The organism is Achromobacter sp. PD1 (assembly GCF_048541815.1).
Taxonomy (GTDB): Bacteria; Pseudomonadota; Gammaproteobacteria; order Burkholderiales; family Burkholderiaceae_B; genus Achromobacter; species Achromobacter bronchisepticus_A.
Genome location: NZ_CP183349.1, coordinates 4,618,558 through 4,645,426, shown reverse-complemented (window position 1 = coordinate 4,645,426; position 26,869 = coordinate 4,618,558). Strand labels below are relative to the sequence as shown.

The 26,869-nt window shown below is 68.2% G+C and carries 25 protein-coding genes; 4 read left to right on the top strand and 21 right to left on the bottom strand.

Annotated elements, in window-relative coordinates:
• The first annotated feature begins 2 nt into the window (after window positions 1–2).
• Window positions 3–3,635: an urea carboxylase gene (gene uca, locus ACM1PE_RS21895; RefSeq protein WP_419340914.1), complete on the top strand. Its 3,633-nt coding sequence runs from the start codon at window positions 3–5 to the stop codon at window positions 3,633–3,635.
• A gap of 2 nt (window positions 3,636–3,637) precedes the next feature.
• On the top strand, window positions 3,638–4,387 hold the full coding sequence (locus ACM1PE_RS21890) for a GntR family transcriptional regulator (RefSeq protein ID WP_419340912.1): 750 nt from the start codon (window positions 3,638–3,640) through the stop codon (window positions 4,385–4,387).
• Here the strand turns inward: ACM1PE_RS21890 and ACM1PE_RS21885 are convergent.
• From ACM1PE_RS21885 to ACM1PE_RS21805, 17 genes are all read right to left on the bottom strand, one after another.
• Entirely contained in the window at window positions 4,384–5,199 is an 816-nt protein-coding gene (locus ACM1PE_RS21885) for an anti-sigma factor family protein (RefSeq protein ID WP_419340910.1), read from the bottom strand. The two genes, ACM1PE_RS21890 and ACM1PE_RS21885, sit on opposite strands and share 4 nt — an antisense overlap.
• Window position 5,200: 1 nt before the next feature.
• The gene (locus ACM1PE_RS21880; protein ID WP_419340908.1) at window positions 5,201–5,713 is read right to left on the bottom strand and encodes an RNA polymerase sigma factor; all 513 of its coding nucleotides are present in this window, start codon (window positions 5,711–5,713) and stop codon (window positions 5,201–5,203) included.
• Window positions 5,714–5,743: 30 nt separating this feature from the next.
• Entirely contained in the window at window positions 5,744–6,112 is a 369-nt protein-coding gene (locus ACM1PE_RS21875) for a hypothetical protein (protein WP_059377825.1), read from the bottom strand.
• A 100-nt stretch (window positions 6,113–6,212) separates the two neighbouring features.
• Window positions 6,213–6,677 (bottom strand): GNAT family N-acetyltransferase, encoded by a 465-nt coding sequence (locus tag ACM1PE_RS21870; protein WP_054451612.1) that lies wholly within the window; start codon window positions 6,675–6,677, stop codon window positions 6,213–6,215.
• Window positions 6,678–6,855: 178 nt separating this feature from the next.
• On the bottom strand, window positions 6,856–7,899 hold the full coding sequence (locus tag ACM1PE_RS21865; RefSeq protein ID WP_059377828.1) for a phosphotransferase: 1,044 nt from the start codon (window positions 7,897–7,899) through the stop codon (window positions 6,856–6,858).
• Window positions 7,896–9,119 carry an acyl-CoA dehydrogenase family protein gene (locus ACM1PE_RS21860; RefSeq protein WP_118933790.1) on the bottom strand — a complete coding sequence of 408 codons (1,224 nt, stop codon included), beginning with the start codon at window positions 9,117–9,119 and terminating at the stop codon, window positions 7,896–7,898. The genes ACM1PE_RS21865 and ACM1PE_RS21860 overlap by 4 nt, the downstream gene beginning before the upstream one ends.
• A 14-nt stretch (window positions 9,120–9,133) precedes the next feature.
• Window positions 9,134–9,895, bottom strand: coding sequence for an SDR family NAD(P)-dependent oxidoreductase (locus ACM1PE_RS21855; RefSeq protein ID WP_306635820.1), 762 nt, complete (start codon window positions 9,893–9,895; stop codon window positions 9,134–9,136).
• Between the two features lie 34 nt (window positions 9,896–9,929).
• The gene (locus ACM1PE_RS21850; protein ID WP_088142360.1) at window positions 9,930–10,322 is read right to left on the bottom strand and encodes a RidA family protein; all 393 of its coding nucleotides are present in this window, start codon (window positions 10,320–10,322) and stop codon (window positions 9,930–9,932) included.
• Between the two features lie 19 nt (window positions 10,323–10,341).
• Window positions 10,342–11,211 carry an alpha/beta hydrolase gene (locus tag ACM1PE_RS21845; protein ID WP_059377845.1) on the bottom strand — a complete coding sequence of 290 codons (870 nt, stop codon included), beginning with the start codon at window positions 11,209–11,211 and terminating at the stop codon, window positions 10,342–10,344.
• 18 nt (window positions 11,212–11,229) lie between these two features.
• Window positions 11,230–11,943 carry an ABC transporter ATP-binding protein gene (locus ACM1PE_RS21840; RefSeq protein WP_059377847.1) on the bottom strand — a complete coding sequence of 238 codons (714 nt, stop codon included), beginning with the start codon at window positions 11,941–11,943 and terminating at the stop codon, window positions 11,230–11,232.
• Window positions 11,936–12,715 (bottom strand): ABC transporter ATP-binding protein, encoded by a 780-nt coding sequence (locus tag ACM1PE_RS21835; protein WP_059377849.1) that lies wholly within the window; start codon window positions 12,713–12,715, stop codon window positions 11,936–11,938. The genes ACM1PE_RS21840 and ACM1PE_RS21835 overlap by 8 nt, the downstream gene beginning before the upstream one ends.
• The gene (locus ACM1PE_RS21830; RefSeq protein ID WP_059377856.1) at window positions 12,708–13,724 is read right to left on the bottom strand and encodes a branched-chain amino acid ABC transporter permease; all 1,017 of its coding nucleotides are present in this window, start codon (window positions 13,722–13,724) and stop codon (window positions 12,708–12,710) included. The genes ACM1PE_RS21835 and ACM1PE_RS21830 overlap by 8 nt, the downstream gene beginning before the upstream one ends.
• Before the next feature lie 11 nt (window positions 13,725–13,735).
• Window positions 13,736–14,614 (bottom strand): branched-chain amino acid ABC transporter permease, encoded by an 879-nt coding sequence (locus tag ACM1PE_RS21825; protein WP_251881025.1) that lies wholly within the window; start codon window positions 14,612–14,614, stop codon window positions 13,736–13,738.
• Between the two features lie 26 nt (window positions 14,615–14,640).
• On the bottom strand, window positions 14,641–15,546 hold the full coding sequence (locus tag ACM1PE_RS21820) for a hypothetical protein (RefSeq protein WP_059377861.1): 906 nt from the start codon (window positions 15,544–15,546) through the stop codon (window positions 14,641–14,643).
• A gap of 15 nt (window positions 15,547–15,561) precedes the next feature.
• Window positions 15,562–16,491: a ferritin-like domain-containing protein gene (locus ACM1PE_RS21815; RefSeq protein ID WP_059377863.1), complete on the bottom strand. Its 930-nt coding sequence runs from the start codon at window positions 16,489–16,491 to the stop codon at window positions 15,562–15,564.
• A gap of 66 nt (window positions 16,492–16,557) precedes the next feature.
• Entirely contained in the window at window positions 16,558–17,739 is a 1,182-nt protein-coding gene (locus tag ACM1PE_RS21810) for an ABC transporter substrate-binding protein (protein ID WP_059377866.1), read from the bottom strand.
• Between the two features lie 73 nt (window positions 17,740–17,812).
• Window positions 17,813–18,658, bottom strand: coding sequence for a GntR family transcriptional regulator (locus ACM1PE_RS21805; protein ID WP_059377868.1), 846 nt, complete (start codon window positions 18,656–18,658; stop codon window positions 17,813–17,815).
• 101 nt (window positions 18,659–18,759) lie between these two features.
• Here ACM1PE_RS21805 and ACM1PE_RS21800 point away from each other — a divergent pair, with 101 nt between their 5' ends.
• Together ACM1PE_RS21800 and ACM1PE_RS21795 are read left to right on the top strand one after the other, a co-directional pair.
• Complete coding sequence (locus tag ACM1PE_RS21800; protein ID WP_419340901.1) at window positions 18,760–20,049, top strand: hypothetical protein; 1,290 nt, start codon at window positions 18,760–18,762, stop codon at window positions 20,047–20,049.
• Between the two features lie 36 nt (window positions 20,050–20,085).
• On the top strand, window positions 20,086–21,723 hold the full coding sequence (locus ACM1PE_RS21795) for an acyl-CoA synthetase (RefSeq protein WP_059377871.1): 1,638 nt from the start codon (window positions 20,086–20,088) through the stop codon (window positions 21,721–21,723).
• Between the two features lie 22 nt (window positions 21,724–21,745).
• Here the strand turns inward: ACM1PE_RS21795 and ACM1PE_RS21790 are convergent, their stop codons facing one another.
• The 4 genes from ACM1PE_RS21790 to ACM1PE_RS21775 all read right to left on the bottom strand — a co-directional run bounded on the left by ACM1PE_RS21790 (window position 21,746) and on the right by ACM1PE_RS21775 (window position 26,857).
• On the bottom strand, window positions 21,746–23,137 hold the full coding sequence (locus tag ACM1PE_RS21790) for a DUF1501 domain-containing protein (RefSeq protein WP_419340899.1): 1,392 nt from the start codon (window positions 23,135–23,137) through the stop codon (window positions 21,746–21,748).
• Entirely contained in the window at window positions 23,134–24,699 is a 1,566-nt protein-coding gene (locus tag ACM1PE_RS21785; protein WP_419340897.1) for a DUF1800 domain-containing protein, read from the bottom strand. The genes ACM1PE_RS21790 and ACM1PE_RS21785 overlap by 4 nt, the downstream gene beginning before the upstream one ends.
• A 99-nt stretch (window positions 24,700–24,798) precedes the next feature.
• Window positions 24,799–25,503: an SDR family oxidoreductase gene (locus tag ACM1PE_RS21780; protein WP_059377879.1), complete on the bottom strand. Its 705-nt coding sequence runs from the start codon at window positions 25,501–25,503 to the stop codon at window positions 24,799–24,801.
• Between the two features lie 19 nt (window positions 25,504–25,522).
• Window positions 25,523–26,857, bottom strand: coding sequence for a PQQ-dependent sugar dehydrogenase (locus ACM1PE_RS21775; RefSeq protein WP_419340895.1), 1,335 nt, complete (start codon window positions 26,855–26,857; stop codon window positions 25,523–25,525).
• Window positions 26,858–26,869 lie beyond the last annotated feature (12 nt).

Sequence of the window (26,869 nt, the reverse complement as noted above, 5' to 3'; positions counted from 1 at the left end):
CCGTGTTCGATACCGTTCTGATTGCCAACCGCGGCGAGATCGCCGTCCGCGCCATCCGCACCCTCAAGCGGCTGGGCATCCGCAGCGTGGCCGTTTACTCCGACCCGGACCGCAATGCCGCGCACGTGCGCGCGGCCGACGTGGCCGTGGCGCTGGGCGGCGAAAAGGCCGCCGACAGCTACCTGCGCATGGACCTGTTGCTGGCGGCCGCCCGCAAGCATGGCGCGCAGGCCATCTATCCCGGCTACGGCTTCCTGTCCGAAAGCGCCGAGTTCGCGCAGGCCTGCGAGGACGCCGGCATCGCGTTCGTCGGCCCTACGCCCCTGCAGATCCGCGAGTTCGGCCTGAAGCACCGTTCGCGCGAACTGGCGGCCGAGGCCGGCGTGCCGATGACGCCCGGCACCGGCCTGCTGGACAGCCTGGGCGCCGCGCTGTCGCAGGCCGAACGCATCGGCTATCCGGTGATGCTGAAGAGCACGGCGGGCGGCGGCGGCATCGGACTTTCGCGCTGCGACAACGAGGCCGAGCTGACCGCGGCCTTCGATAGCGTGCAGCGCATGGGCGAGCATTTCTTCAGCGACGGCGGCGCCTTTATCGAGCGCTACGTCGACAACGCGCGCCACGTCGAGGTGCAGATCTTCGGCGATGGCGCCGGCCGCGTGCTGGCCTTGGGCGAGCGCGATTGCTCGGTGCAGCGCCGCAACCAGAAGGTCATCGAAGAGACGCCCGCGCCGCTGCTGCCCGCCGCCACGCGCCAGGCGCTGCACGCCGCCGCCGTGCGGCTGGGCGAGTCGGTCAACTACCGTTCGGCTGGCACGGTGGAATTCATTTACGACCCGGCGCGCGACAGCTTTTATTTCCTGGAGGTCAATACCCGCCTGCAGGTCGAGCACCCCGTGACGGAAGCCGTCACCGGCCTGGATCTGGTGGAGTGCATGCTGCGCGTGGCCGCGGGCGCACCGCTGGACTACGCCGCGATGTCGCGCGCGCCGCAAGGCGCTTCGATCGAGGTGCGCCTGTATGCCGAAGATCCGTTGCGCCAGTTCCAACCTTCGCCGGGCGTGCTGACCGAGGTGTTCTTTCCGGAAGGGGTGAGGGTGGACGGCTGGGTCGCGACCGGCACCGAGGTGCCGGCGTTCTACGACCCCATGCTGGCCAAGCTGATCGTGCATGCGGATACGCGCGAGGCCGCGCTGGACAAGCTGGCGCACGCGCTGGCCCGCACACGCCTGCACGGCATTGCCACCAACCTGGACTATCTGCGACAGATCGTGGGTGACGCGCGTTTTCGCGCAGGCGACCTGTCTACGCGCTTTCTGGAGAGTTTCGCCTACCGGCCCGCGGCGATCGAGGTGCTGGCCGCCGGCACCTACACCAGCGTGCAGGACTATCCGGGGCGGGTGGGCTATTGGGACATCGGCGTGCCGCCCTCGGGGCCGATGGACGACTATGCCTTCCGCATGGCCAACCGCATCGTCGGCAACGCGTCCGACGCCGCGGGCATCGAGGCCACGCTGGTCGGCCCGACCTTGCGCTTTCATGGCGATGCCGTCGTGGCGCTGACGGGCGCGACCTGCGCCGCCACGCTGGACGGAGAACCCGTGCCCATGTGGACGCCGGTGGCGGTGCGTTCGGGCCAGGTGCTGGCCACCGGCCGCGCGCTGTCGGGCTGCCGCAGCTACCTGGCGGTGCGCCACGGCCTGGACGTGCCGGTCTACCTGGGCAGCCGTTCCACCTTCGCGCTGGGCCAGTTCGGCGGCCATGCGGGCCGCACGCTGCGCGTGGGCGACATGCTGCCGTTGATCCGGCCCGAGCTTGCCGATGACGCCGCCGCGCCCGAGTCCGAGCCGCAGGCGGCGCCCGCCGCGCTGATTCCAGCCTACGGCAACACCTGGGAAATCGGCGTGCTCTACGGCCCGCATGGCGCGCCGGACTTCTTCCGGCCCGAAGCCATCGAAGCCTTCTTCGCCGCGGACTGGGAAGTGCACTACAACTCCAACCGGCTGGGCGTGCGCCTGATCGGCCCCAAGCCCACCTGGGCGCGCGAGGACGGCGGCGAGGCCGGCCTGCATCCGTCCAACATCCACGATTGCGAATACGCCATCGGCAGCATCAACTTCACCGGCGACAGCCCCGTCATCCTGACGCGCGACGGTCCCAGCCTGGGTGGCTTCGTCTGCCCCGTCACCATCGCCCGCGCGGAACTGTGGAAGGTCGGGCAGGTCAAGCCGGGCGACCGGATCCGCTTCGTGCGCATCGATTATCAGCAGGCGGTGGCGCTGGAGGCGGCGCAGGACCGTTGCGTGGCCGAACTGGCGGCGCCCGCGCAGCCCGCGCAAGCCGCGGCGCCAGCCGCCGTGGCGGAACCCATCGTGGCGGCGCTGCCGGCGCAGGGCGCGCGGCCCGCGGTCTCGTACCGCCAGGCGGGCGACGGCTACCTGCTGCTGGAATACGGCGACAACGTGCTGGACCTGGCGCTGCGCATGCGCATCCATCTGCTGATGGGTGCGCTCGACGCCGATCCCATCGCCGGCGTGCTGGAGCTGTCCCCGGGCGTGCGCTCGCTGCAGATCCGCTACGACAGCCGCGTCATCCTGCAGGGCGCGCTGATAGAACGGCTGTTGCGAATCGAGGCGGGCCTGGCCGACGTGGCCACGCTCAAGGTGCCTACGCGCGTGGTCCATCTGCCCATGGCATTCGAGGACTCGGCCACGCTGGGCGCGGTGCAGCGCTACCAGGAAACCGTGCGCGCCAGTGCGCCGTGGCTGCCGAACAATGTGGACTTCATCCAGCGCATCAACGGCCTGGCCAGCCGCAAGCAGGTCCGCGACATCGTGTTCGACGCCAGCTATCTGATCATGGGGCTGGGCGACGTGTATCTGGGCGCGCCCTGCGCGGTGCCGATAGATCCGCGCCACCGTCTGCTGACCTCCAAGTACAACCCGGCGCGCACCTACACGGCGGAAGGCACGGTAGGCATAGGCGGGGTCTACATGTGCATCTACGGCATGGATTCGCCCGGCGGCTATCAGCTGGTCGGACGCACCTTGCCCATCTGGAACAAGTTCCTGAAGAATCCGGTGTTCCAGGACGGCAAGCCTTGGCTGCTGCGCTTTTTCGATCAGGTGCGCTTCTATCCGGTGACGGAAGCCGAACTCGATGTGCTGCGCGAGGACTTCCGCGAAGGCCGGGCCACGGTCCGCATCGAGGAAGAGGTGTTCGATTTCGCCGCGCACCAGCGTTTCCTGGATGAAGAGGCCGACAGCATCGCCGCGTTCCAGACGCGCCAGAAGAGCGCCTTCGACGCCGAGGTGGCCTTGTGGAAAAGCGAGGACGCGGCGGTGGAGCAAGCGGCCGCTGGGCGCGAACCCGAAGCCGAGGCGGCGTTGCGCGAAGGCGAAAGCCTGGTCAGCGCCGACATGTGCGGCAACATCTGGAAGATCCCGGTGCAGGTGGGCCAGAGCGTATCGGCCGGGGATACGCTGGTGGTGGTCGAGGCCATGAAGATGGAGCTGTCCGTCATCGCGCCGGCCTCGGGGACGGTGGTTGCGATCCGCTGCATGCCCGGCAAACCGGTGAACGCGGGCGATCCGCTCATCGTGCTGGCCGAAGACGCGACCTGCCCCGTGGCCTGAGCATGCGCCTGGAATCCGCACAGGCCGCTCCGGCCATCCGCCAGGCGCCGGCCCTGGCCGGCTCGCTGGCCGATCAGGTCTATCAGCGCCTGAAAGACGACTTGTTCGACTTCCGCCTGCTGCCGGGCGAGCGCTTCACCGAGGCCGAGGTGGCGGCGCGGCTGGGCGTCAGCCGCACGCCGGTGCGGTTGGGGCTGGCGCGGCTGGAGCGCGAAGGTTACGTGCTGCCGCGTCCGCGCAGCGGCTGGCAGGCGCGGCCCTTCGACTTCGAACGCTTCGAGGCGCTGTACGACGTGCGCGTGGTGCTGGAACAGGCTGCCGTGGAACGGCTGTGCGCGCGCGAGCACATGGACCAGGCCGGCATCCTGGGCGCACTGAAAGACGTGTGGCTGACGCCGCCGCGGCAGCGGGTCCTGGACGGCCGGCTGGTGGCGCAGCTGGACGAGGCCTTTCATTGTTCGCTGGTGGCGGCGGCCGGGAACCCGGAGCTGGCGCAGATCCATCGCGACGTGACCGAGAAGATACGCATCGTGCGGCGGCTGGACTTCACCAAGGATTTCCGCGTGGACGCCACCTACGACGAACACGCGGCGATCCTGCGGGCCGTGCTGGCCCGCCGCGCCGACGAGGCGGCGCGCATGCTGCGTTCGCACATCGGCATGAGCCGCGCCGAGGTCCGCAAGATCACGCTGCACATGCTGCACCAGGCGCGCGAGCACGCTGGCGGGCAAGGCGTGGCGTCGCCGGACTAGTCCTGCAACTGCTGGTAGACCTCCTGCGACACGCGCAGCAGCTCGTCGCGGCTGACCGCGCCGGACAGCGCGTAGCCGAACTGTCCTTCGACCCAGTAGAACACCCGCACCGGGCCTTCCTGGGTGAACTGGAACGCGGTCTGCCCGCCCGCGGCTTCGCGGGTGACGTACAGCGTCAGGCGCTGGCCGTCGGCCGCGCCGTACATGAAGAGCGCGACAGGTCCCGCGCCGCCGGGCAGCAGGCGGCCGCCCACCAGCTCATAGCCGGCCTGCGACAGCGACGGCGGGCGCATGGTCGCGCCCATGCGCTTGGTCAGCCAGGTGACCAGGCCTTTTTCGTTGTCGGCGCCGACTTCCACGGGCCGGCCCATGTCGGGCGCGTAGACCGCGTGGGCGATGGCGGCGCGCTGGGCATAGCCGCCCGCGATGCGCTCGGGCGCGGCAGTCGCAAGCGTCGCCTGCAGTTGGCGGGCGTCCATGGCGCCGCGGGTGATCCAGGCGGCGCTGGCGCTGACGGCGGCGATGGCCACGCAGGCGGCCAGGGCGCGCCAGGGCCAGGGGTTCGCGGGCCGCGCCAGGGGCAGGCGCAGCGGCAGAGGTTCGTCCAGCACCGGGTCCAGCATGGCGTGCAGCAGGCGCCGTTGCTCGCGCCATTCGTCGACGCGGGCCTGGTCTTGCGGATGCGCGGCCAGGAAGGCCTCGACCTCGGCATGGCGCGTGGGCGGCAACTGGCCGTCCGCATAGGCATGCAGGTCGGCTTCGGTAATCGGGGTGCCCGCGCCGGGCACCGCATGGAGGCGTTTCTCGTTCATGTCATTTCACGCGATGGAGCCTGCTGACGGTGTCGCGCGCCTGCATCTGCGCGCCCAGCTTCTCGCGCGCGCGCGACAGGCGCGACATGACCGTGCCCATCGGCACGTCCAGTATCCGGGCGGTTTCCTGATAGGACAGGTCTTCCACGCATATCAGCAACAGCACTTCCCGCTGTTCGGCGGGCAGGGCTTGCAGGCAGCGGTCCAGGTCGCGCACCTCCAGGTGGTCGGTCTGCGTGGCGCGCACCGGGGCGTCGGGCAGGTCGCCCGGGGCGGTCTGTTCGGGCCGCCGGCTGCTGGCGCGCACGCCGTCGATGAAATGGTTATGCATGATGCCGAACATCCAGGCGCGCAACTCGCCGCGCCGCTGCCATCGCGAATAGCGGCTCCATGCGCGCTCCAGCGTGTCCTGGACCAGGTCGTCGGCCCGATGGGGGTCGCCCGTCAGCCCGCGGGCGTAACGCCGCAGGCTGGGGATGCAGGCCAGGATCAGGGCTTCGTCTTCGGCGCGCATGGATTGCTGCGTTGGATGGCGGACACCGGATCAGGGCTTGGCGGCGTGCCAGATTTCCTTGAAGTTGTCGCCCGTCTTGTCGCCCGCCTTGGCGTCCTTGGAGAACGTGTACAGCGGCTTGCCCTTGCTGGCCCACTGCTTGGTGCCGTCGTCGCGGGTGATGATGGTCAGGTCGCCCATGGGCTTGGCGTCGGCGCTGGCCATGACGGGCGGCCAGATCTTGGCGCACTGGTCATTGCAGGCGCTCTTGCCGCCGGCATCCTTGTCGAAGGTGTAAAGCGTCATGCCGGCGCTGTTGACCAGCACGCCGTCCTGGGTCTTGACGGCCTGGGCCTGGGCGCCGGCCGAAAACAGGGCGGCGGCGGAGATGGCCAGGGCTGCGGCGATGTGTTTGCGCATGGTGTGCCTCGTACGTAGATAGGGAAATTGGGAGACTGCCCCCTACAGACGCTGCCGGTCCCGGCTTTATTCCAGCCGGGCTGAAAGAAGTTGCAAAGGGTCAGCCGGCCGGCCGGACCGCGCCGGGCTCGTGACGCATTTCATATTCCAGGTCGGTCTCCTCCACGGGGATGAAGCCCAGCGCTTCGTAGAGACGCCGGGCAGGGTTGCCTTTGAGCACGCTCAGGGTGACGGGGACGCCTTCGGCGTCGGCTTCGTCCAGCACGCCTTCCAGCAGGCGGCGGCCCAGCCCGCGGCCCTGGAAGGCGGGGTCGATCTGGATCTGCACGATGCGCCAGCCGGCCGGGTCGCGGCCGTGCTTGAACAGACCGGCGGGCCGGCCGTCCAGCCAGACGATGCGGGCGTCCTCGAAGCGGTAACGGATGCGGGCCAGGTGGTGGTCGTCATCCAGCGGCGCGCCCGCGCGCTGCAGGTGTTCCTGCATGGTGGTCTTGCGCAGGGTAAGCAGGAAGGGCAGGTCGTCTTCGGTGGCGGGTTGCAACGCCAGGGAGCAGGTCTGGGTCATGGAAGCGGAGGAGGTAGGGGCGTCCGGCTGCCGCGCCGACGCGATTATCAGGTTATAGAGCGGTTGCGCGGCGGACGCCAGCCCGCTGGCGCCCGCCGCGTTGACCAGGCCTCTCGACCCGGTCCTTCAAGCTGGTCCTTCAAGCCAGCCCTTTGAACCGGCCCTTTGAACCGGCCTTTCAGGCCGCGCCGCCGTTGCGCGCGCACTCCCACCCCAGCTCGGCCAGCGGTTCCACCTTGGCGCCCATGCTCTGGGCGTCGTCGGCCGCGGCGTTGCCGCCCGAGGCGCGCGCGGCAACGCCCTGCAGGATGGCGGCCATGCGGAAGAAACTGTAGCCCAGGTAGAAGCCCCAGTCGGACACGCCCGCCAGCCCGCGCGCCTGGCAATACGCGGCCACGGCCTCGCTTTCGGTGGGGATGCCCAGCGCGCCGAGATCGGATCCGGCCACGCCGCGCCATAGCTGCGGCGATACGCGCCAGCACATGCAGTAATAGGCCAGGTCCGCCAGCGGGTGTCCCAGGGTGGAAAGCTCCCAGTCCAGCAGGGCCAGCGCGCGGGGCTCGGTGGGATGGAAGATCAGGTTGTCCAGCCGGAAATCGCCATGCACCAGGCGGGTCTCGTCGCTGGCGGGAATGTTGCGGGGCAACCAGTCGATCAGCGATTCCATGGCGGGCAGGTCGGCCGCCGGCCGGCTTTCGCGGTATTGCCGCGTCCAGCGCGAGATCTGGCGGGCGTAATAGTTGCCGGGACGGCCATAGCTTTCGAGGCCCAGCGCCGCGTAGTCCAACTCGTGCAGGGCGGCGAGCACGCGGCTGGTTTCCGCGTAGATGGCGCCGCGTTCGGCCCGGTCCAGCCCCGGCAGGCTCGGGTCGACGAAGCTGCGGCCTTGCACGTAGTCCATCAGGTAAAACGGCGTGCCGAGCAGGCTGCCGTCGGCGCAATAGTCCAGCATGCGCGGCACGGGCACCTCGCTGCGCGCCAGCGCCCGCATGACCTGGAACTCGCGGTCGATGGCGTGCGCCGAGGGCAGCAGCTTGCCCGCGGGCTGCTTGCGCAACACGTACTGGCCGCCACCTGTGGTTACGACGTAGGTCGGATTCGACTGGCCGCCGGCCAGGCGGCGCAACGCCACTTCCTCCGCCCGCCCCGCATACCCCGCGCGCACCAGATAGGCGGCCAGCGCGTCCTGGCCGTCGAGGACGTCCGCTGCCGCGCCCGTCACGATTGCGCCCCGGCCGGGTCCTGCGCCTGCCAATGCCAGAAGTCGTCGCCTTCGTCCATCAGGAACCGCGCCAGCACCATCTTGTGCACTTCCGAGGCGCCGTCGACCAGCCGTGCCTGGCGCGCGTAGCGGTAGATCCAGGCCAGCGCCGTATCGCGCGAATAGCCGCGCGCGCCGGTCAGCTGGATGGCGGTGTCGACCGCCTTGTGCAGCGTTTCGGAGACGACGATCTTCGCCATCGAGACCTCCTTGCGCGCGTAGCTGCCCTGGTCCAAGGCGACCGCGGCGCGCATCGTCAGCAGGCGGCCGATCTCGATCGCCATGGCGCATTCGCCCAGCATCCATTGCACGCCTTCGCGTTCGGCCAGCGCGGTGCCGAAGCTCTGGCGGGTTGCGACGTAGTCGCGCGCGATCGCCAGGGAGCGGCGGGCCAGCCCCAGCCAGCGCATGCAATGCGTCAGCCGCGCGGGCCCCAGCCGGATCTGCGTGACCTTCAGGCCGTCGCCCACGCCGAGCAGGCGGTTCTCGTCGGGGATCTCCAGCCCGTCGAACACCAGTTCGCAATGGCCGCCGTGTTCCTCCGGACCCATGATGGGGATGCGCCGTTCGATGCGCCAACCGGGCTGGTCCGCGTCGAAGAGAAAGGCCGTCAGGCCCTTGCGCGGATCGTCCGAGGTCTTGGCCATCAGGATGAAGTGTTGCGCCACGCCCGCGCCGGTGATGAACCACTTCTTGCCATGCACCCGCCACTTGCCGTCCTGCAGGGTGGCGGTGGTGCGCATCATGGACGGGTCGGAGCCGCTGCCCGGATGCGGTTCGGTCATGGCGAACGAGGAGCGCACCTTGCCATCCACGATGGGCTGCAGCCAGCGCGCCTTCTGCGCCTCGGTGGCGACTTTTTCCAGCACCATCATGTTGCCGTCGTCGGGCGCCGCGCTATTGAACACCACCGGCCCGAAGATCGACACGTTCATTTCTTCATAGCAGGCCGCCATGCCGACGCGCGACAGGCCCTGGCCGCCGCGTTCGCGCGGCATCTGCAGGGCCCACAGCCCGGCTTCGCGCGCGCGGCGGCGCAGCGGCTGCAAGACTTCCTCGCGGATGTTCTCGTGTTCGTCGTAGGAGGACGGGTCCGCCTCCACCGGCAGGATATGCGTCTCGACAAAGTCCTTGATGCGCCGGCGATAGCTTTCGATTTCTGGCGTGAGGCTGAAGTCCATGTTGCGTCCCGGAGTCAAAGCGTGGAAATGAGATGTCCGCCGTCCACCACCAGGACCGACCCGGTCATGAAGGAAGAGGCGTCGGAAGCCAGCAGCAGCAGGGGAGCCGACAGCTCCCGCGCCTGCCCGAGCCGGCGCTGCGGCACGCGCCGGATCAGCGCCTGCCCCGCGTCGCTGGCGAAGAATTCGCGGTTCAGGTCGGTTTCGATGTAGCCCGGCGCCAGCGCATTGACGCGGATGCCGTGGCGCGCCCATTCCAGCGCCAGGGCCTGCGTCAGCTGGATCAGGGCGGCCTTGGAGGCGGCGTAGGCGGGCACCTGCTGGGCCACCCGCAGCCCGAGGATGGAGGCGATGTTGATGATGCTGCCGCCGCCGTGCGCCTGCATGTGGCGCCCGGCTGCCTGCGCCACGCGCCAGGTGCCGTTGAGATTGACGTCGATCACGTCCATCCAATCGGCTTCGGTGTGTTCCAGCGCCGGCCGTGTGGCCGTGACGCCGGCGTTGTTGACCAGGATGTCGATGGCGCCGTCCAGGCGCTCGGATGCGGCATCGAACAGGCTGGCGACGCTGTCGGGCCGGGTCACGTCCAGCGCGATGGCGCATGCCCGCCGGTCGGGGGCGGCCAGCTCCGCGGCCAGTTGCTCGCCGGCCTGCAGCCTGCGTCCGGCCAGGGCCACATGCGCGCCCGCCGCGGACAGGGTGCGCGCGAACTCCGCGCCCAGGCCGCCGAAGGCGCCGGTCACCAGGGCCCGCTTGTTGCGTAGGTCCTCGAACATGCTTGTTCTCCTTCGGGCGATGCCGCCGCGCGGGTCAGGCAGGCTTGTACGCCGACGCTTCCACTTCGATCAGCCACTCGGGCCGGGCCAGGGCGCGCACCACGACCAGCGTCGCGGCGGGGCGGGCCTCGCCCAGATAGGCCAGCCTGACGGGGCCGAGCAGCGGCAGCTGGCTCTCGTCCGTGATGTAGGTCACGACCTTGACCAGATCGCCCGCATGCATTCCCGCGGCCTCCAGCATGGCCTGGATGTTGCGCCAGGCGGCATGGGCCTGGGCTTCGAAGCCCTGGGCGAGCGCGCCTTCGGACGATACTCCCACCTGGCCGGCAATGTGCAGCCAGCGTCCGGCGCCTTCGGTCAGCACGCCCTGGCTATAGGGGCCCAGCGGGGCGCAGACGCCCGCGGGATTGAGTGGTTGGCCTGCCATAAGGACTCCTCGTGAAAGATCAGGCCCGGCCCGCGCCGGGCAGCAGCAGATCGAGCGTCTTGTTGAACAGCGGATAGCTTCCGCCCGCGAAATCGGTCAACAGATCGAAATGGTTGCGCTGCGGCACCACCAGGTTTTCGACCGCGTAGCCATGGCTGGCGCAATGCTGCGAGAAGTCCCGGCTTTGCCCGCGAAAGCCCTCGGTTTCCAGGGCGCCGGCCGCGAACACCATGGGCACTTCGTACAGCGCGGCGCGCTGGTACAGCCCAAGGCTGCGGGCTTCGGCCGCGCTCATGTGGAGATCGCGGTTGATGGAAGTGCGCAGCAGCGGCTCAAGATCGAACAGGCCGCTCAGGCCCACATAGCCGCGTATCCTGCCCGCCAGTGCGGGAACCAGGTCGCGGCACAGCGCGCGGGCGGCCATGTGCCCGCCCGCGGAGTGGCCGGACAGCACGATGCGGCTGGCGTCGTAGCCGTGGCGTTCGCCCTGCGCGGTCAGCCAGGAGACGGCGGTACAGGCTTCGTCGACGATCGCGGAGACGCTTGCGTGCGGCGCCAGCGTGTAGTTGGGCAGCGCCACCGCGACGCCGCGCGCCAGGTACTCGTCGGCGATGAATGAAAAGCCGTGCTTGTCCAGCGCGCGCCAATAGCCGCCATGGATGAAGACCAGCAGCGGCGGCGCTGGCACGTCGGGAACGAACAGGTCCAGCACGCTCGAGGGCCGTTCGCCGAAGCGCAGGTCCAGGCGCGCCTCGCGCCGGCGGCGCGTGTCCGCGCTGCGGCGCGCATAGGTAAAGTAGATCTCCTCGCGTTCGGGATGCCGGGCGCGCAGGTTGTACTGCGCTTCCTGCTCCGGATCGATCGCCTGCTCCTGGGAAGAACATGTCATCGCTTCACCTGTCTCCTGTCAGGCGCCCAGATAGGCAGCCTGTACCCGTGTATCGTCGCGCAGCGCCTGGGCGCTGCCCGAATACGCCACCCGGCCTTCCTGCAGCACGTAGCCGTAGTCCGCGGCGCTCAAGGTCAGCCTGGCGTTCTGTTCGGCGATGAACAGTGTCAGCCCTTCCTGCTTGAGCCGCCGCAGCGACAGGAAGATGTCCTTCACGACCAGGGGCGCCAGGCCCATGGAAGGTTCGTCCAGCATCAGCAGGCGCGGGCTGCTCATCAGGGCCCGGCCGATCGCGACCATCTGCTGTTCGCCGCCGGACAGCGTTCCCGCAGCCTGGCGGGCGCGTTCGGACAGCCGCGGGAACAGGTCCAGGACGAAGTCCAGATTGCGGCGGAATTCCGACTGACGGCGTTGCTTCAGCAGCTTGTAGCCGCCCATTTCCAGGTTTTCGCTGACCGACAGCGGCGCGAACACGCGCCGGCCTTCGGGCACCAGGACGATGCCGCGGTCGACGATGCGGTCCGCCGACAGCGTCTCTATCGCTTCGCCTTCGAAGCGCACACTGCCGCGCAGGGGGCGCAGCAGGCCGCTCAGGCTGCGCATGACGGTGGTCTTGCCGGCGCCGTTGGCGCCGAGCAGGCAGCCTATCTGCCCGGCGGGAATCTCCAGGCTGGTTTCCCGCAAGACGTCGCCGGCGCCATACGAGGCGCACAGGTTGGTGATTTCAAGCATCGGGCATGTCCTCCCCGAGATAGGCCTTCAGGACCAGGGGATCGACGCGCACCGCGTCGGCCTGGCCTTCGGCGATCTTGCGGCCGTAGTTCAGGACCAGGATGTCGTCGCACAGCTGCATGACGAAGCTCATGTTGTGCTCGACCAGCAGCACGGTCACCCCGCTCGCGTTCACTTCGCGTATGACCTGGGCCACCTGCGCCACTTCGGCATGCGGCACGCCCGCGACCGGTTCGTCCAGCAGCAGCAAGGTGGGATCGGCGGCCAGGGCGCGGGCGATTTCCAGGATCTTGGCCTGGCCGAAGCTCAGGTCCGCGGCCAGCACATCGGCGTGGCGGGCCAGATGCAGCTGTTCCAGCCGCTGCATCGCGATGTCGCGCATCTGCCGTTCGTCGCGGCGCTGGCGCGGCGTGCGCAGCATGCAGGCCCACAGGCCGGAGCCGAAGCGCGCATGGCAGCCCACCATGACGTTCTCCAGCACCGTCAAGTCCTTGAAGATCTGCAGGTTCTGGAAAGTGCGGGCGATGCCCAGCCTGACGCGCTGGTGCGGCGGCAGGCCCCGCACCGAGCGGCCGCGAAAGCGTACGTCGCCGCTCCCCGGCAGCAGCAGGCCCGCGACGATGTTGAACAAGGTGCTCTTGCCCGCGCCATTGGGGCCGATGAGGCCCTTGATCTGCCCTTGTTTCAGGTCGAAGGACAGGTCGGCAAGCGCGGCCAGTCCGCCGAAATTGATGCCCAGGTCCCGCACCGACAGGAAATCGTGATCAGCCATGGCGCACCTTTCCCTTCGTTGCCGCAACAGGGGAAGCCGGCAGGCTTGCGGAGCGCCGGCACAGCCGCTGCGCCAGCCCCGCCAGCCCGCCCGGGAAGAACATCAGGACCAGGATCATGCCCAGCCCGAACAGCAGCAGCTCCACGTCGTGGAAGGCGCGCAGCAGTTCCGGCACCGCGGTGTAGACCAGCGCGCCGAACAGCGGTCCCCAGTACTTGCCCCAGCCTCCGACCGCGACCATGACCAGCAGCAGCACCGACGCGGAGAAACTGAAGGTTTCCGGCGACGCGAACTGGTTGAAGTGGACATAAAACGTGCCCGCCAGGGCCGCGACCGCGGCGCAGAGCACGAATACCGCCACCTTGAGCGCATAGGTGTTGATGCCCAGGCTGGCCGCGCCGACCTCGCTGCCGGCTACGCTGATCATGGCGCGGCCGATGCGCGAGCGGGTCAGGTTGAGGAAGCCCCACATCAGCAAGAGGCCCGCGGCCCAGGCCAGGTAGAAGAAGCGCCGGTCGGTATCGAAGGCATAGCCCGCGATGGTGATGGGCTCAACCCCCGACAGGCCGTTGGGGCCGCCCGTGAAGTCCACCAATTCGACGAACAGCACGGACAGGATGGCGTTGAATCCCAGCGTTGCCATTGCCAGGTAGTGCCCCCGCAGCCGCAGCACGGGCAGGGCGATCAACAGCGCCGCCGTGCTTGCGATCGCCAGCGCGGCCGGGATGGAGGCGAGCGCGGGAAGGCCGTACTTGGCCGACAAGGCGCCGCTGACATAGGCGCCCAGGCCGAAGAAGCCGGCCTGGCACATGGAGATTTGTCCGCAGTAGCCCATCAACAGGTTGAGGCTGGCGATCAGCATCAGGTTGATGCTGAACGTCACCGCCAGACCCACGGCATAGCTGTTCGGCGCCACCAGCGGAAACAGGAGGAACAGGCCCCACAGCGCCAGCAGGATGCGCAGATCGTGGCGCGCGCCGTCCCCGGGCGGATGGATTTCGGATTTCATCGTCACCCCCTTCAGACCTTGTTGATTTCGGCTTTGCCCAGCAAGCCCTGGGGACGGTAGAACAGCACCAGAAGCAGCACGATGAAAGACAGCGCGTCCTTGTACTGCGAGGAAATCAGGCCGCCGCCCAGCGCTTCGATCACGCCCAGCAGCACGCCGCCCAGCAAGGCGCCTTGCAGGCTGCCCAGGCCGCCCAGCATCGCCGCGCTGAAGCCCTTGAAGCCGAGCATGGTGCCGTGGTCATAGGACGTGAAGGTCAGCGGCGCGATGATCACGCCCGCGATGCCGCCGGCCAACGCCGCCAGCACGAAGGCCACCGTCACCGAGCGCCGCACGTTGATGCCGACCAGGGCGGCTGCATCGCGGTCGATGGCCGTGGCGCGCAGGGTCTTCCCCAGCAGCGTGCGCTCGAAGAAGAAGTGCGTGCCCAGCATGAAGAGCAGCGCCACCCCCATCACCCAGAAACTCTGCGGCGGAATCTGCGCGCCGGCCAACGGCACCGGAGCGTCGCCGGAAAATGCGGGATAGCCCATGGGGGTCTTGCCCAGCCCCAGCATCACCAGGCTTTTGGTACAGATGGCCAGGCCGATGCTGAGCAGCGTCACCAGCAAGGGCGCGGGTTTTTTCAGCGGATGGATCACCAGGCGTTCGGACAGGCCGCCCGCCAAGGCCACCAGGGCCACCGCCGCGAGGCAGGACAGCCATAACGGCAGTTCGGCGACCGCGTAACAGGCCGCCGCCACCATGCCACCCATCATGACCCATTCGCCCTGGGCGAAGTTGATGGCGTCGGTGCTCTTGAAGATGACGTTGAATCCCACCGCCACGATGGCGTAGATGCTGCCGGTGGTGATTCCGGCGACCAGCAGTTGGATGATTTGCGCGGACATGTCCATGGCAAGGCCCCGGCGCCGGCTCAGTTGGGACGGCGCGTGGAAAGCGCGATGCCCGGCAGTTCGACGCCGAACTCGGCCAGGCGCCGCGTCACCGTCTCCAGATACGACCACAGGACCTCGTACTCCCGGTCGGCGGACGCGGCGCCCAGGCCGGCCTCGGCCGTCAGCGCGCTGGCTTGGCTTTCGGGGCCGTCGGGTTCCGCCAGCCAGGGGCAGTGATAGCCACGCAGTTCGATATCGTTCAGATAGCCCGACACGGCCTGGGCCACGGCGGCGCGGTCAGCGTCTGACCAGGCTGCCGCGCGCTCGGCCACATAGAGCCAGCCGAAGGTGGCATGGCGCTCCTTCGCCTGGACGCACTGTTCCAGGATGCGGCGCGCAACCGGTTCCCGGGCGTTCTCCAGGTAGGCCCGGAACAGTTCCAGCTCCAAGCCGTCTTCCACCGCGGCGTGCGTGGCGAAGAAGGCGTCGGCATTGCAGGCGGCATCCAGCACCTGGCGATGCCGGCACTGGTTGAAGATGGCTTCCTGCTGCGGACTGGGCGGGCGGTTCAGGTAGCCGCCCAGTAGCGTGGCGTAGCGGTGGAAGCACTCGATCTGCCAGGCTTCCTCGGTGTTGCGCACGGTGAGGAAGTACTTGGGGTCGGACTCGCGGCCGCTCTCCAGGCACAGGCGCACCAGGAGTGCCGGCGTTTCGCTCAGGCCCGCGTATTCCACCCAGGCGCGGCGGCTCCAGGTCAGGCGGGCCGCGTCGCGAACCCGCGCATCGAGCGCGCCGAGGTCCAGGCTGGCCCAGGGAATATCGGTCTCCGGCGCCCAGCGCTGCTGCTTGCCGGTTTCGTACAGTTCGCGGATCGAGGTAATGGACTGCTTGAGCGTCAGCGGGAAGCGGCGCTCAACGGGAATTCTGGTCGTAGCTGCGTTCATGACGGGTCCTCGGATTCAGAATTCGCCGATCTTCGGGTGGTGCAGCAGGGGCAGGTGCACGCCCCAGGGCTCCATCTGGCGGCGCACGCGCTGCACCGTTTCAACGAACAGGGGTTTTTCCAGTTCTTCAACCGTGGAGCCCAGGCCGGCTTCCCAGGTGAGCCGGTCCACTTCCATTTCGGCGCGGGAGGCCGGGTTGTCGGGCGCCAGCCAGGCGCTGTGATAGCCGTTGAGCTCGACCTTTTCCATCATGTTGATCACCGCGTTTTCCACCACCTTGATTTCGGCGGCGGACATCTGCGGAATGCGGTGGTCGAGAAAGCGCCAGCCGAACGCGCAGTGCCGCACCTCGTCGCGCATGATGCGGGCGCAGATCTGCTTGGCGACGGGGTCGCGGGTGATCTCGACCAGGTGGCGGAAGACGTCGAACGCGATTTCCTCGGCGGCGCAGACCAGCGCGGCAAGGATCGCCTCGACCGACACTTCGGGGTCCAGCGCCATCTTGCGCACGCCATGAGTGGCGACGGAACCTTGGTATGCGGCTTGGGCAGGCTGCTCCATGTAGCCGCCCAGCGCTTCGGCCATGCGGTAGCAGGCTTCGGCGTGACGGCTTTCCTCTTGCGAGCGGATGGTGAAGAACAGCCGCAGGTCGGGTTCGCACTTGTCGTGGCAGAAGCGGATCTGCAGGGCCGGGCTTTCCGAGATGGCGCCGTATTCGCTCCAGGCGCGGCGGCTCCAGTACTGGCGGGCCGCGTAGCGCTGCTCGGGCGTGTACTGCGTAGCGTCGAACAGATGCCAGTCGATGTCGGTGCGCGGGTCCCACTGCTTGACCGTTGCCAGGTGGTAGAGATCGCGGATCTTGGGGATCCGGGTGTCCAGATCCAGCGGAAAGATGCTCTCTGGATCGTCGAGGATCGTACGCGGCTCGGCGCTTGCTACGTTCATGACTGCACTCCCTGGTTTGCAGCGCCCGCGGCGCGCGTGAGTGGAGGTTGCGGAGATGGAACTGCTTTACTTGTAGTCGGCCAGCCGGAACTGCCCGTCCCGGTAGCCGAGCATGACGATGTCGTCCTTATCCAGGCCCGAGTGGCGCTGGGGCGAGAAATTGAAGACCCCGCCCACGCCCTGGTAGCCGGTGATGGCGGTCAGCTGTTCGCGGGTCTTTTCCTTGTCGCCGCCGCTCTTGTCCAGGGCGGCGCGCGCCAGCATGATGGCGTCGTAGGTCTGGGCCACGAACTGGTTGGGCTTGCGCTTGTAGCGGGCCTCGAAGCGCTTGCTGAGATCCATGATGCGCGTCTTGATCGGATCGGCGTCGGGCAGGTCCTGGCCCACCGGGAACTTGACGCTGACCAGCAGCAGGTCCTTGACCGAGTCGCCGGCCAGCTTCATGTAGCGCTGGTCGACGAAGCCGTAGCTGTGCACCAGCGTGAGCTTGTCCAGGCCCAGCTGCTGCGCCTGCTTGATGAACACCACGCCAGCCGGGGTGACGGTCCAGCAGATGATGGCCTGCACCGATGCATTCTTGATGCGCGTGAGCTGCGGGGTCAGGTCGGTGTCGGCGGGGTTGAAGGATTCATACGTGATGTCGATGCCGCGCTTGGCGGCAAGCCGCTTCATCTGTTCGACGGCGCTCTGGCCGAAGCCGCTGTTGTCGGCCAGCAGGGCGGCGCGCTTGATGCCCTTTTTGTCGAAGTAGTCCAGCACCCGGTCGATGACCTGGTCGTCGTCCACGGTGCTCTTGAACACATACTTGCGTTCCGCCACCGGCATCACGATCTGCATCGAGCCTTCGGTGGAGATGAAGGGCGTGGCGGCCTTGTCCACCATCGGCACCATGGCCATGGCGATGCCGCTCATGTTGCCGCCGCCGACGATGATGTCCACCTTGTCCTGGGACAGCAGCCGCTTGGTGGCGTTGATGGCCTTGGCGGTCTGGCTTTCGGCGTCGTAGAACACCCATTCGACCTTCTTGCCGCCGATGCCGCCGGCGGCGTTGATATCGTCGATGGCCATTTCCATGCCGGCCTTCATGTCTTCGCCCAAAAAGGCGGCGGGACCGGTCACGGACAGGATGGATCCTATTCGCACCGTATCCTGCGCGCTGGCGGCGTGCATGCCCAGCATCAGCGCGGCGGCCGGCAGCGCAATGGCCGCGCGGCGCGAGAACTCCAGAAACGTCTTAATGCAAGTCATGGTGCTACTCCTGTGCCTGATGCGGGATTAGAGGGGTGCAGCAACTTCCACGAACAGCGAAAACGTCGGCGGTCTAGTTCTCCGTCGCGCCGGGTGGGTTGCGGAACTCGAGCGAGTCCGACACCTGGTCCGTCTTGCCTGCGCCGTTCAGCAGCGGCACGCGCACCGAGTACCGGACCTGGTCCGCGCGGTAATGCGACAGGCCGGACATGACCGGCCGGTCCTGTTTATCGAAATACACCAGGTGCCGCGTCAGGACCGGATCGCCGGGCAAGAGACTGAGGTAATCGGCATGTTCGGCCTGCACCGCGCCGCCCTCGATCTTGAGGTTGCCGTAGGCCAGTTCGACCTGACGGCCGATCAGCTCGAGCAGGGAGCCGGCTTCGGCCTGGCGGGCGTCGATGTGCGGGATGCGGTCGGTGCGCACATAGCGGTAGTCGATCGAGATCGGCACCTGTTGGACCGTGCGCAGGCGCAGGATGCTCCAGACCGGCGTGCCGGGCGCCACGTCCAGTTCGCGCGCCACGGCGGCCGAGGCAGGTTCCTGCGCGCAATGCAGCACCCGCAGGCTGAGGGGGCGGCCATGGGCGGACCATTGGTCGATGAAATCCATGGCCGGGCTGAACTGCTCGTCGATCTTGGGGGCGCAGACAAAGGTGCCGGAGCCGCGCACCCGCCGCAGATAGCCTTCGTCCACCAGTTCCTGGATGGCTTGGCGCACCGTCATGCGGCTGACGTTGAATTGTTCGCTCAGTTCGTGATCGGTGTGGAAGCGGTCGCTTTCCTGCTGCCAGTTCAGGATCATCATCAGCACGCGCCGCTTGATCTGCACATAGAGCGGCAGAGGGGAGTCGCGGTCCAGCGCCACGGGGCTGCTGGAGACGGGGGACTCGCTGCGGACGTTCGTAAGAGTGGACATGACAGCTGGTTTCCGGAATATGTATATAGGATTTGTATATTTGTCTAGTTAACTAGACTTTATGATATATTGATTTCGAAAGTCAAGTACGGATTAGCGATATGAATATTTCTACGCTCGACCTTGCGCTGGCGCTTGCGCCGCATAGCCTGGATGCCGTTCTGTCCTTTGATCAGCCCGCCTCGCTGGACCGGGCGGACGTACTCATATGGAATCCCGCCGGCCTGTACCCCGTGCTGGTGGCGGCCTGCGAACGCGCCGATCCGCCGGTGCTGGGCGTGGGTGCGTCGGAATGGCTGCTGGCCACCAGCCGCCACTGGCGCGAGCAATTCAAGCGCCTGCTGGCCGCGGGCGGCACGCTGGCGGTGCTGGTGCCCGCGCCGCGCACGGTGGGCGTGCACACCTTGCAGGACATCCTTCCCTACGACTGGTCCGATCCGCTCTGGCCGCGGACGGTGCGCAGCCAGCCGATAGATGGCGATGCGCTGCCGCGCCAGGCGGGCGAGCCTTTCCGCACGCTCTTCACCGAAGCCGCGCGCTGTTTCCAGCCCTGCGCGACACTGGCCGAGGCGCCGGGCGCAAGCATCCTCGAGGATGGCCAGGGCATGACGCTGGCGAGCTATGCCAGCGAACCGCCGGGCCGCCTGCTGCTGCTCCCGGCGCTGGCCTCCGATCTGGCGCAGGACGAGGCCGGCTCGGCGCTGTTCCTGCAGGAGTTGCGCCGCTGCATCGAACGCCTGGGCCAGCGCAGCGGCGTGCGTCTGGCGGGGTGGCTGGACCTGCAGCGCGGCCCGGCAGACGAGCAATTGCACGCCCGCCGCGCGCAATGCCTGCGCGAGCGCCATGCGCTCGACCTGGAATTGCAGGAACTGGACCGCGCCATGGCCGAACGGGACTTCTTCAAGCAGCTGCTTGCCGGCGAAGGCCTGGGAGCGGGGCTGGCGGCCGCGGAAGTCTTCCGCCGCAAGAGCGCGCCAGTGCATGCGGACTGGGTAGAGAAAGACCTGCACATCGTCGAACTCGATCAGCGCAACCTGCTGCTCAAAGTGCGCCTGGCGGACGAGCCGCTGGACGCCGCGGCGCTGCGCCGGCTGGAAGACGCCCGCGTGCGGGTGGCGGATTACTTTTCCCGGCCCACGTCCATCCTGGTCGCGGACTGCGCCGACAACGCCTTGCCGCCGTCCGCGCGCGCGCCGCGCCGGCATGCCGTGCTGGAGGGCCTGGACGATGCCTATGTGCTGAACGGGCTGCACCTGTATGGCTGGCATCTGGAAACTTCCGGCGACAGTCCCGACCGCCTGCTGCAGCGCTTGATGCAGGCGGACGCGGACCTGAGCGATTCCCTGCTGCGCGCGACGCTGCGCGGCCTGACCCCGCTAGCCGACGCCTGAAGGGCGCGGTGAGCGTTTCGCTTCTGTGAGACTCCGATGCCCGCCGACACCCACGACCATCATGCGCAGGATATCGAACGCAACAGCGCCAACCATCTGGCGCTTTCGCCGCTGACCTTCATCGAGCGCGCGGCGAAGGTCTATCCGGAACGCACCGCCATCGTCCACGGCGCGCTGCGCCAGAGCTGGCGCGAAACCTATGCGCGCTGCCGCCGCCTGGCCAGCGGGCTGGCGCGCCTGGGCGTGCGGCCCGGCGATACGGTGGCCGTGATGGCGCCCAACATCCCGGCGCTGTACGAGGCCCATTTCGGCGTCGCCATGGCGGGCGCGGTGCTCAACGCCCTGAACACCCGGCTGGACGCGGAGACGCTGTCCTTCATCCTGGAGCATGGCGCGGCGGCGGTGCTGCTGACGGACCGCGAGTACGCGCCCGTCATGGCGCAGGCCTTGGCCAAGACCCGCAGGCGGATCCGCGTGGTGGACATCGACGATCCCGAATACGGCGGGCCTGGCGAGCCGATCGGCGAAATGAACTACGAAGCGCTGCTGGAGATGGGCGACGCGGCGGCCGAATTTGCGTGGCCGGAGGACGAATGGCAATCGCTGTGCCTGAACTACACCTCCGGCACCACTGGCAGCCCAAAGGGCGTGCTGTACCACCATCGCGGCGCCTATCTGAATGCGATGGGCAACGCCTTGGCCTGCGATATGCGCCAGCATGCCGTGTACCTCTGGACCCTGCCGATGTTCCACTGCAACGGCTGGAGCTTTCCCTGGACCATCGCGCTGCTGGCGGGAACCAATGTCTGCCTGCGGCGGGTCGAGGCCGGCGCCATCTTCGACGCCATCCAGGCGCATGGGGTCGATTATTTCTGCGCCGCGCCGGTGGTGCTGGGCATGCTCATCAACAGCCCGCCCGAAATCAAGCGGCGCGCGATCCGGCCGGTGCAGGTGCTCACCGGCGGCTCTCCGCCTCCGGCCGCCGTCATCGCGGCGATGGACGAACTGGGCATAGACGTCACGCACCTGTACGGCCTCACGGAGAGCTACGGTCCGTCGATCAGTTGCGCCTGGCATGAAGCCTGGAGCGACCTGCCGCTGGATGAACAGGCGGCGCTCAAGGCCCGCATCGGCGTGCGCAAGCACACGATGGAACAGGTCCGCGTGCTGGATCCCGCCACGATGGAACCGGTGCCGCCGGACGGCGTTACCGTGGGCGAGATCATGATGCGCGGCAATACGCTCATGAAGGGTTATCTGAAGAATCCGCAGGCCACGGCCGAGGCCTTCGCGGGAGGCTGGTTTCACACCGGCGATCTGGGCGTGGTGCACCCCGACGGCTACATGCAGATCAAGGACCGCGCCAAGGACATCGTGATATCAGGCGGCGAGAACATATCGACCGTCGAGGTCGAGGATGCGTTGTACGCGCATCCCGCCGTACTGGAAGCCGCCGTGGTGGCGCGGCCGGACGCCAAGTGGGGCGAGACGCCTTGCGCCTTCGTCACGCTGAAGGAGGGCGGCGCGGCGACGGCAGAGGAGCTGGCCAGCTTCTGCCGGGGCCGCCTGGCCGGCTTCAAGGTGCCGCGCACTTTCGTGTTCGGCCCGTTGCCCAAGACCGCCACGGGCAAGATCCAGAAGTATCTGCTGCGCGAACAGGCGCGACAGCTGTGAATTCGTCGCCGCCGGCGTGGCTTTACGCGCGCTGCAGCAAATCCAGCGCATGCGCATCAAAGCGCCGCAGGTTCGGGAACACCAGCCCCAGGTCCTCGCGGCTGGCGCCGAACCAGCCGCCCAGTGACGCGCCGAGCTGATCCACGGCCAAGGTAGGCAACAGGCGGCCGTTGTCGACGAAGCCGGGGCCGTCCAGGGCGATTTCGGGGTGGCTGCCGTAGTAGCGTCCGCCCTTGACCGCCCCGCCCAGCACGAAGTGGTGCGAGCCCCAGCCATGGTCGGAGCCGTTGCCGTTGGAACCCAGGGTGCGGCCGAACTCGGAGGCGGTGAAGGTGGTCACCTTGTCCGCCACGCCTATCGCGGACAAGGCCTGCTGGAACGCGGCCAGTGCCTGGCCCAGTTCCTTCAGCAACGCCGGGTGGGTGTCGTTCAAGCCGGAGTGGTTGTCGTAGCCGTTCTGCGAGACGAAGAAAACCTGGCGGCGCGCGCCCAGCGCCTGCCTGGCCGCGATGATGCGGGCGACGATCTTCAGCTGTTGCGCCAGGGGCGACGAGAAGTCGCCCGGCACGGCTACATCCGCGAGCGCTGCGCGCAGGCGGCCGTCGGCGTCGATGGACTGGGCGGCGATGCGCGACATCTCGCGCTCCATCAGGTGTTCGCGCGGCTGCGTGATCAGCTGGCGCAGCAAGGCCGTGCAGGCGCTGGATCCATACATGTCGCGGCCCAGCAGGTCTATCTGCGTGGAGCCGTGGATGCCTACGCGGTATCCGGCGATCTTGCGTCCGGCCAGCAGCACGCTGCTGCCGCCCGCGGTGATGCCCGTGAAGGTGCGCTGCGCGTTGGCGTCGGCGAACAGATCGGTCAGCCTTCCGGCCCAGCCCGACGCCGCGCCTTCCGGCGCCAGCGCCTGCCAGTACGACTGCTGGTCGTTGTGCGAAAACAGCTTGGGCGGCAGGGGGACACGCGCGCCTATGTATTCCTGCTTGGATGTGGGTACAACCAGCGGGCCTATGTTCAGCAGCACCGCCATGTCGCCGCTTTCATACAAGGGCTTGAGCGGCGCCAGCGATGGCGCCAGCGCGAACTGGGCGCCGCCGGGCGCGGGCTCCTTGCCGCGCAGCGCCGTGGCCTGCAGGGTGTTGCGCGGCAAGGCGATGTCGGTGCGCGCCTGGGCGTAGGCCTTGTAGGCGGCCGTGTCATAGGGCACCAGCGAGTTGTAGGGGTCGTTGCCGCCGTACAGGAACACGCAGACCAGCGCCTTGTACGAGGAGGCCGGCGCCGATTGCGCCGCGGCCGCGCCCAGGGCAGCCAGGTTCAGCGCCAGCGGCGCGGCGGCGCCCGTGGCGCCCAGCGCGCAGGCGCGCAGCAGGAATTCGCGGCGGCTGGTTTGCGCGTCGTGGCGGGAATTCTTCATTTCTGCACCAGGTATTCGGGGCTGGCGGCCACCAGCATGATGGCGGCGCGCACGCGGTCGCGCGGCCGGCCCGCGGGTATCGTGGCTACGGCGCGCGCGATGCTGCCGGCGGTCTCGGCGGAATAGGCATCGCCCGCCAGCAGCAGCGCCACCCGCGCCACCAGGGCGGCCGGATCCTGCGCCAGCGCGATCTCGGCGGCGTAGGGCGTCTGCAGATCCTCCCAGCCCCGGTCCACATAGATGGCCAGGAAGTTCAGGTAGCCGGCAATGCTGGTTTCGTCGGTGATCTGCAGTTCCGGCGCGACCAGATGCCGGCGCGCCAGCTCGGTCACAGGCGGCACGTAGCGCGGGCGGAAGAAATTGAAGACGTTGGCCGACCGCATCGGGCTCTGGGCCAGCCGGATCGTGTTGTCGGTGGTGTCCGGCATGGCCCAGGCGCCGTTGTTGGAGGTGGCGCCGAAGGCGCGCGCCCAGGCCGCGAAGCGCACGATGGGCTCGCGCACCTTGCCCCAGCCGGGCGCGGCCAGGTCCGGGTTGCGCGCCTCGGGGTCCAGCAGGACGGCGCGCACCACGGCTTTCAGGTTGCCGCGCGTGCCGCTGCCGTCGTCGTCGAAGGCGGCCGACACGCGCGCGACATAGGCGCGGCTGGGATTGCTGGTGACCAGCCGCTGGATCAACTGTGTGCCGATGAAGGGCCCCACGTTGGGATGGGCGCAGATCACCTCCATGGCGCGCTTGAGCGACAGGTGGCCGTCGGTCCCCGCCGGCACCACCGCGCCCAGAAAGCGCTTTTCAGCCAGCGAGTGCAGCGCGTTGTTCAGGGCCATGGGGCGCCGGTGGAATTCGACGTCGGTTTCCGGGCCGTTGATGTCCCAGCCGGTGAACACCTTGGCCAGTCCCTGCACGTCGGCGTTGGTGTAGGTCTCGACGGGTGCGCCGTTGACCATCCGGACGGACCCGTCCGCCTGCAGCTCCAACAGGCCGATGCTGAACAACTGCATGACCTCGCGGGCGTAGTTCTCGTCCGGATGACGGCCGGTCTTGGGATCTTCCTTGCGGTTGCCGCGATAGGTCAGCATGCAGCCCATCGACAGGTTTTGGGTGACGGCCGTCAGCAGCTGCCGGTAATTGCCCAGGGCATGTTCCGCCAGCAGGTCCATGAAACCCGCGGCGCCGAACAGCGGCCAGGACGCGGTGATGGACGATACGCCCACCACGAAGATCTCCGACAGCGCGAACGCCACCCGCGTGCGGACCTGATCCGGGGCGGAGATGAACTTGCGCCACAGCGTGGATTCCAGCGGCGCGTTGATGCCGTTGCCCTTGAATTCCTCGGTGTTCTTGCGCTGCTGCAGCAGCCAGTCGAAATGGGTCTGCGACGGCGGCATGGCCAGCTGCGCGTCCAGCCAGGCCGCGTAGCCGTCGCGCACCACTGCGTCGATGTCGGCGGGCGTGGGGCCGAACGTGGCCTGCGCCAGGAAGCGGGAAGCCTGGCCCGGGGTCGGCTTTGCAGGGGAAGTATCGGCGGACTGCGGCGCAGCCGCTGACGGCGTAGCGGACATGCGCGGCACCTCGTCGAATGCGAAAACCTACGGTACTGAAGCCCCGGGCGGGCTTCAATACCGTCATTCGGACGAGAGACTAGTCCTAAAGCATGAGCTTCAGACCGAGCGCGTGATGCCGCCGTCGATGCGGATGTTCTGGCCGGTGATGTAGGAAGAAGCGTCGGAAGCGAGGAACGCGATCAGGTCGGCGACTTCTTCGGCGGTGCCGTAGCGGCCCATCGGAATGCGCGCGCGGCGGTCTTCCTTTTCCGGCAGGCTGTCGATGAAGCCGGGCAGCACGTTGTTCATCCGCACATTGTGTGCGGCGTACTCGTCGGCGAACACCTTGGTGAAGGCGGCCAGTCCGGCGCGGAACACGCCCGACGTCGGGAACAGCGCTTCGGGTTCGAAGGTGGCGTAGGTCGAAATATTGACGATGGCGCCGGACTTCTGCTGTTTCATCACCGGCGCGACCAGGCGCGCGATGCGCACCACGTTCAGCAGATAGAACTCCATGCCCAGGTGCCAGTCCTCGTCGCTGATCTCCAGCAGCGGGCCCTTGGGGCCGTGGCCGGCGCTGTTGACCACGGCATCGATCCTGCCCCATTTCTGCTGGGTGGCGTCCACCAGCCGCGCCAGGTCCTCGGGCGAGCGGTTGGACCCCGTGACGCCCAGGCCGCCCAGTTCCTGCGCCAGGGCTGCGCCCTTGCCGGAGGAGGACAGGATGGCCACGCGCCAGCCGTCGGCCGCCAGTTTGCGCGCCGCCGCCGCGCCCATGCCGCTGCCGCCGGCGGTGACGATCGCCACTTTTTCCGTGCTCATGCTCACTCCTGGTCTTGAATTATTTGGGAGCGGCCATTGTAGAAGCGGGAGCGACCCGCCACACCACATTGCCGACGTCGTCGGCGGTCAGCAGGCCGCCCTGGCGGTCTATCGCCACCCCTACCGGCCGGCCCTGGGCTTCGCCGCTTTCGTTCAGAAAGCCCGTCAGCACGTCGCGCGCCGGCCCGTCGGGCTTGCCGTCGCGAAAGGGCACGAAGATGACCTTGTAGCCGCTGCGCGGATCGCGGTTCCATGAGCCGTGCTGGCCCACGAACATGCCGTCCGTGTAGGGCGCGGGCAGGCGCGACCCGCCCGACCAGGCCAGCCCCAGCGAGGCGGTGTGCGGACCCAGCGCGTAGTCGGGCACGATGGCGCGCGCCACCAGGTCGGGGCGCGGCGGCTGGACCCGGGTGTCGACGTGCTGGCCGAAATAGCTGTAGGGCCAGCCGTAGAAGCCGCCGTCCTGCACCGAGGTCATGTAGTCGGGCACCAGGTCGCTACCCAGTTCGTCGCGCTCGTTGACGGCCGTCCACAGCGTCTTGCCGTCGGGCGCCCAGGCCATGCCCACGGGGTTGCGCAGACCGGTGGCGTACAGGCGCTTGTTGCCGCTGGCCACGTCGATTTCCCAGATGGCGGCGCGGCCCTCTTCGATGTCCATGCCGTTTTCGCCGACATTGCTGTTGGATCCCACGGACACATACAGTTTGCGGCCGTCGGGGCTGGCCAGCAGGTTCTTGGTCCAGTGATGATTCAGGCCCGCCGGCAGGTCGGTGACCTTGACGCCGGGGGCGCTGATGCGTTCTTGGCCGTTTTCGTAGGGAAAGCGCAGCACGGCGTCGGCATTGGCGACATACAGCTGGTTGCCGATCAAGGCCATGCCGAAGGGCGAGTTCAGGCCGTCGAGCAAGACGCTGCGCGTTTCGGCGACGCCGTCGTGGTCGGCATCGCGCAGCAGGGTGATGCGGTTTGCGCTCGGGGTCCGGGCGCCGGCGCGTTTCATCACCAGGCCGGCGACCCAGGCCTTGAGGCCGCCGGAAGCCGATTCGGGCTTGGGCGGCGCATTGGTCTCGGCCACCAGCACGTCGCCGTTGGGCAGGACGTACAGCCAGCGTGGGTGGTCCAGGCCGCTGGCGAACTGCGTCACCGCCAGGCCGCTGGCTGCCACCGGATGCGCACCCGCGGGCCAGCCGACGGCCTTGGCGGTCTTCACGGTGGGGATGGCGGTGGGATTGGGGGCGGGCAGCTGGGGCGACGGACCCATGCCGGCTTCGACCGGCAGCGTGGCCATTTCGCCGCAGGCGTTGAGCGTGGCGGCGGCCATCACGGCGGCCAGCAGGATGCGGGGTGTAGGCATGACGCATGTTCC

What these genes read in the sequence shown, in the direction of transcription:
- ACM1PE_RS21835 (WP_059377849.1), bottom strand. Translation starts at nt 12,715, where the DNA reads ATGGCTGATCACGATTTCCTGTCGGTGCGGGACCTGGGCATCAATTTC.
- ACM1PE_RS21800 (WP_419340901.1), top strand. Translation starts at nt 18,760, where the DNA reads ATGAATATTTCTACGCTCGACCTTGCGCTGGCGCTTGCGCCGCATAGC.
- ACM1PE_RS21815 (WP_059377863.1), bottom strand. Translation starts at nt 16,491, where the DNA reads ATGAACGTAGCAAGCGCCGAGCCGCGTACGATCCTCGACGATCCAGAG.
- ACM1PE_RS21885 (WP_419340910.1), bottom strand. Translation starts at nt 5,199, where the DNA reads ATGAACGAGAAACGCCTCCATGCGGTGCCCGGCGCGGGCACCCCGATT.
- ACM1PE_RS21790 (WP_419340899.1), bottom strand. Translation starts at nt 23,137, where the DNA reads ATGAAGAATTCCCGCCACGACGCGCAAACCAGCCGCCGCGAATTCCTG.
- ACM1PE_RS21775 (WP_419340895.1), bottom strand. Translation starts at nt 26,857, where the DNA reads ATGCCTACACCCCGCATCCTGCTGGCCGCCGTGATGGCCGCCGCCACG.
- ACM1PE_RS21850 (WP_088142360.1), bottom strand. Translation starts at nt 10,322, where the DNA reads ATGGCAGGCCAACCACTCAATCCCGCGGGCGTCTGCGCCCCGCTGGGC.
- ACM1PE_RS21875 (WP_059377825.1), bottom strand. Translation starts at nt 6,112, where the DNA reads ATGCGCAAACACATCGCCGCAGCCCTGGCCATCTCCGCCGCCGCCCTG.
- ACM1PE_RS21870 (WP_054451612.1), bottom strand. Translation starts at nt 6,677, where the DNA reads ATGACCCAGACCTGCTCCCTGGCGTTGCAACCCGCCACCGAAGACGAC.
- ACM1PE_RS21840 (WP_059377847.1), bottom strand. Translation starts at nt 11,943, where the DNA reads ATGCTTGAAATCACCAACCTGTGCGCCTCGTATGGCGCCGGCGACGTC.
- ACM1PE_RS21820 (WP_059377861.1), bottom strand. Translation starts at nt 15,546, where the DNA reads ATGAACGCAGCTACGACCAGAATTCCCGTTGAGCGCCGCTTCCCGCTG.
- ACM1PE_RS21890 (WP_419340912.1), top strand. Translation starts at nt 3,638, where the DNA reads ATGCGCCTGGAATCCGCACAGGCCGCTCCGGCCATCCGCCAGGCGCCG.
- ACM1PE_RS21880 (WP_419340908.1), bottom strand. Translation starts at nt 5,713, where the DNA reads ATGCGCGCCGAAGACGAAGCCCTGATCCTGGCCTGCATCCCCAGCCTG.
- ACM1PE_RS21780 (WP_059377879.1), bottom strand. Translation starts at nt 25,503, where the DNA reads ATGAGCACGGAAAAAGTGGCGATCGTCACCGCCGGCGGCAGCGGCATG.
- ACM1PE_RS21825 (WP_251881025.1), bottom strand. Translation starts at nt 14,614, where the DNA reads ATGTCCGCGCAAATCATCCAACTGCTGGTCGCCGGAATCACCACCGGC.
- ACM1PE_RS21795 (WP_059377871.1), top strand. Translation starts at nt 20,086, where the DNA reads ATGCCCGCCGACACCCACGACCATCATGCGCAGGATATCGAACGCAAC.
- ACM1PE_RS21830 (WP_059377856.1), bottom strand. Translation starts at nt 13,724, where the DNA reads ATGAAATCCGAAATCCATCCGCCCGGGGACGGCGCGCGCCACGATCTG.
- ACM1PE_RS21785 (WP_419340897.1), bottom strand. Translation starts at nt 24,699, where the DNA reads ATGTCCGCTACGCCGTCAGCGGCTGCGCCGCAGTCCGCCGATACTTCC.
- ACM1PE_RS21860 (WP_118933790.1), bottom strand. Translation starts at nt 9,119, where the DNA reads ATGGACTTCAGCCTCACGCCAGAAATCGAAAGCTATCGCCGGCGCATC.
- ACM1PE_RS21805 (WP_059377868.1), bottom strand. Translation starts at nt 18,658, where the DNA reads ATGTCCACTCTTACGAACGTCCGCAGCGAGTCCCCCGTCTCCAGCAGC.
- ACM1PE_RS21810 (WP_059377866.1), bottom strand. Translation starts at nt 17,739, where the DNA reads ATGACTTGCATTAAGACGTTTCTGGAGTTCTCGCGCCGCGCGGCCATT.
- ACM1PE_RS21855 (WP_306635820.1), bottom strand. Translation starts at nt 9,895, where the DNA reads ATGTTCGAGGACCTACGCAACAAGCGGGCCCTGGTGACCGGCGCCTTC.
- ACM1PE_RS21845 (WP_059377845.1), bottom strand. Translation starts at nt 11,211, where the DNA reads ATGACATGTTCTTCCCAGGAGCAGGCGATCGATCCGGAGCAGGAAGCG.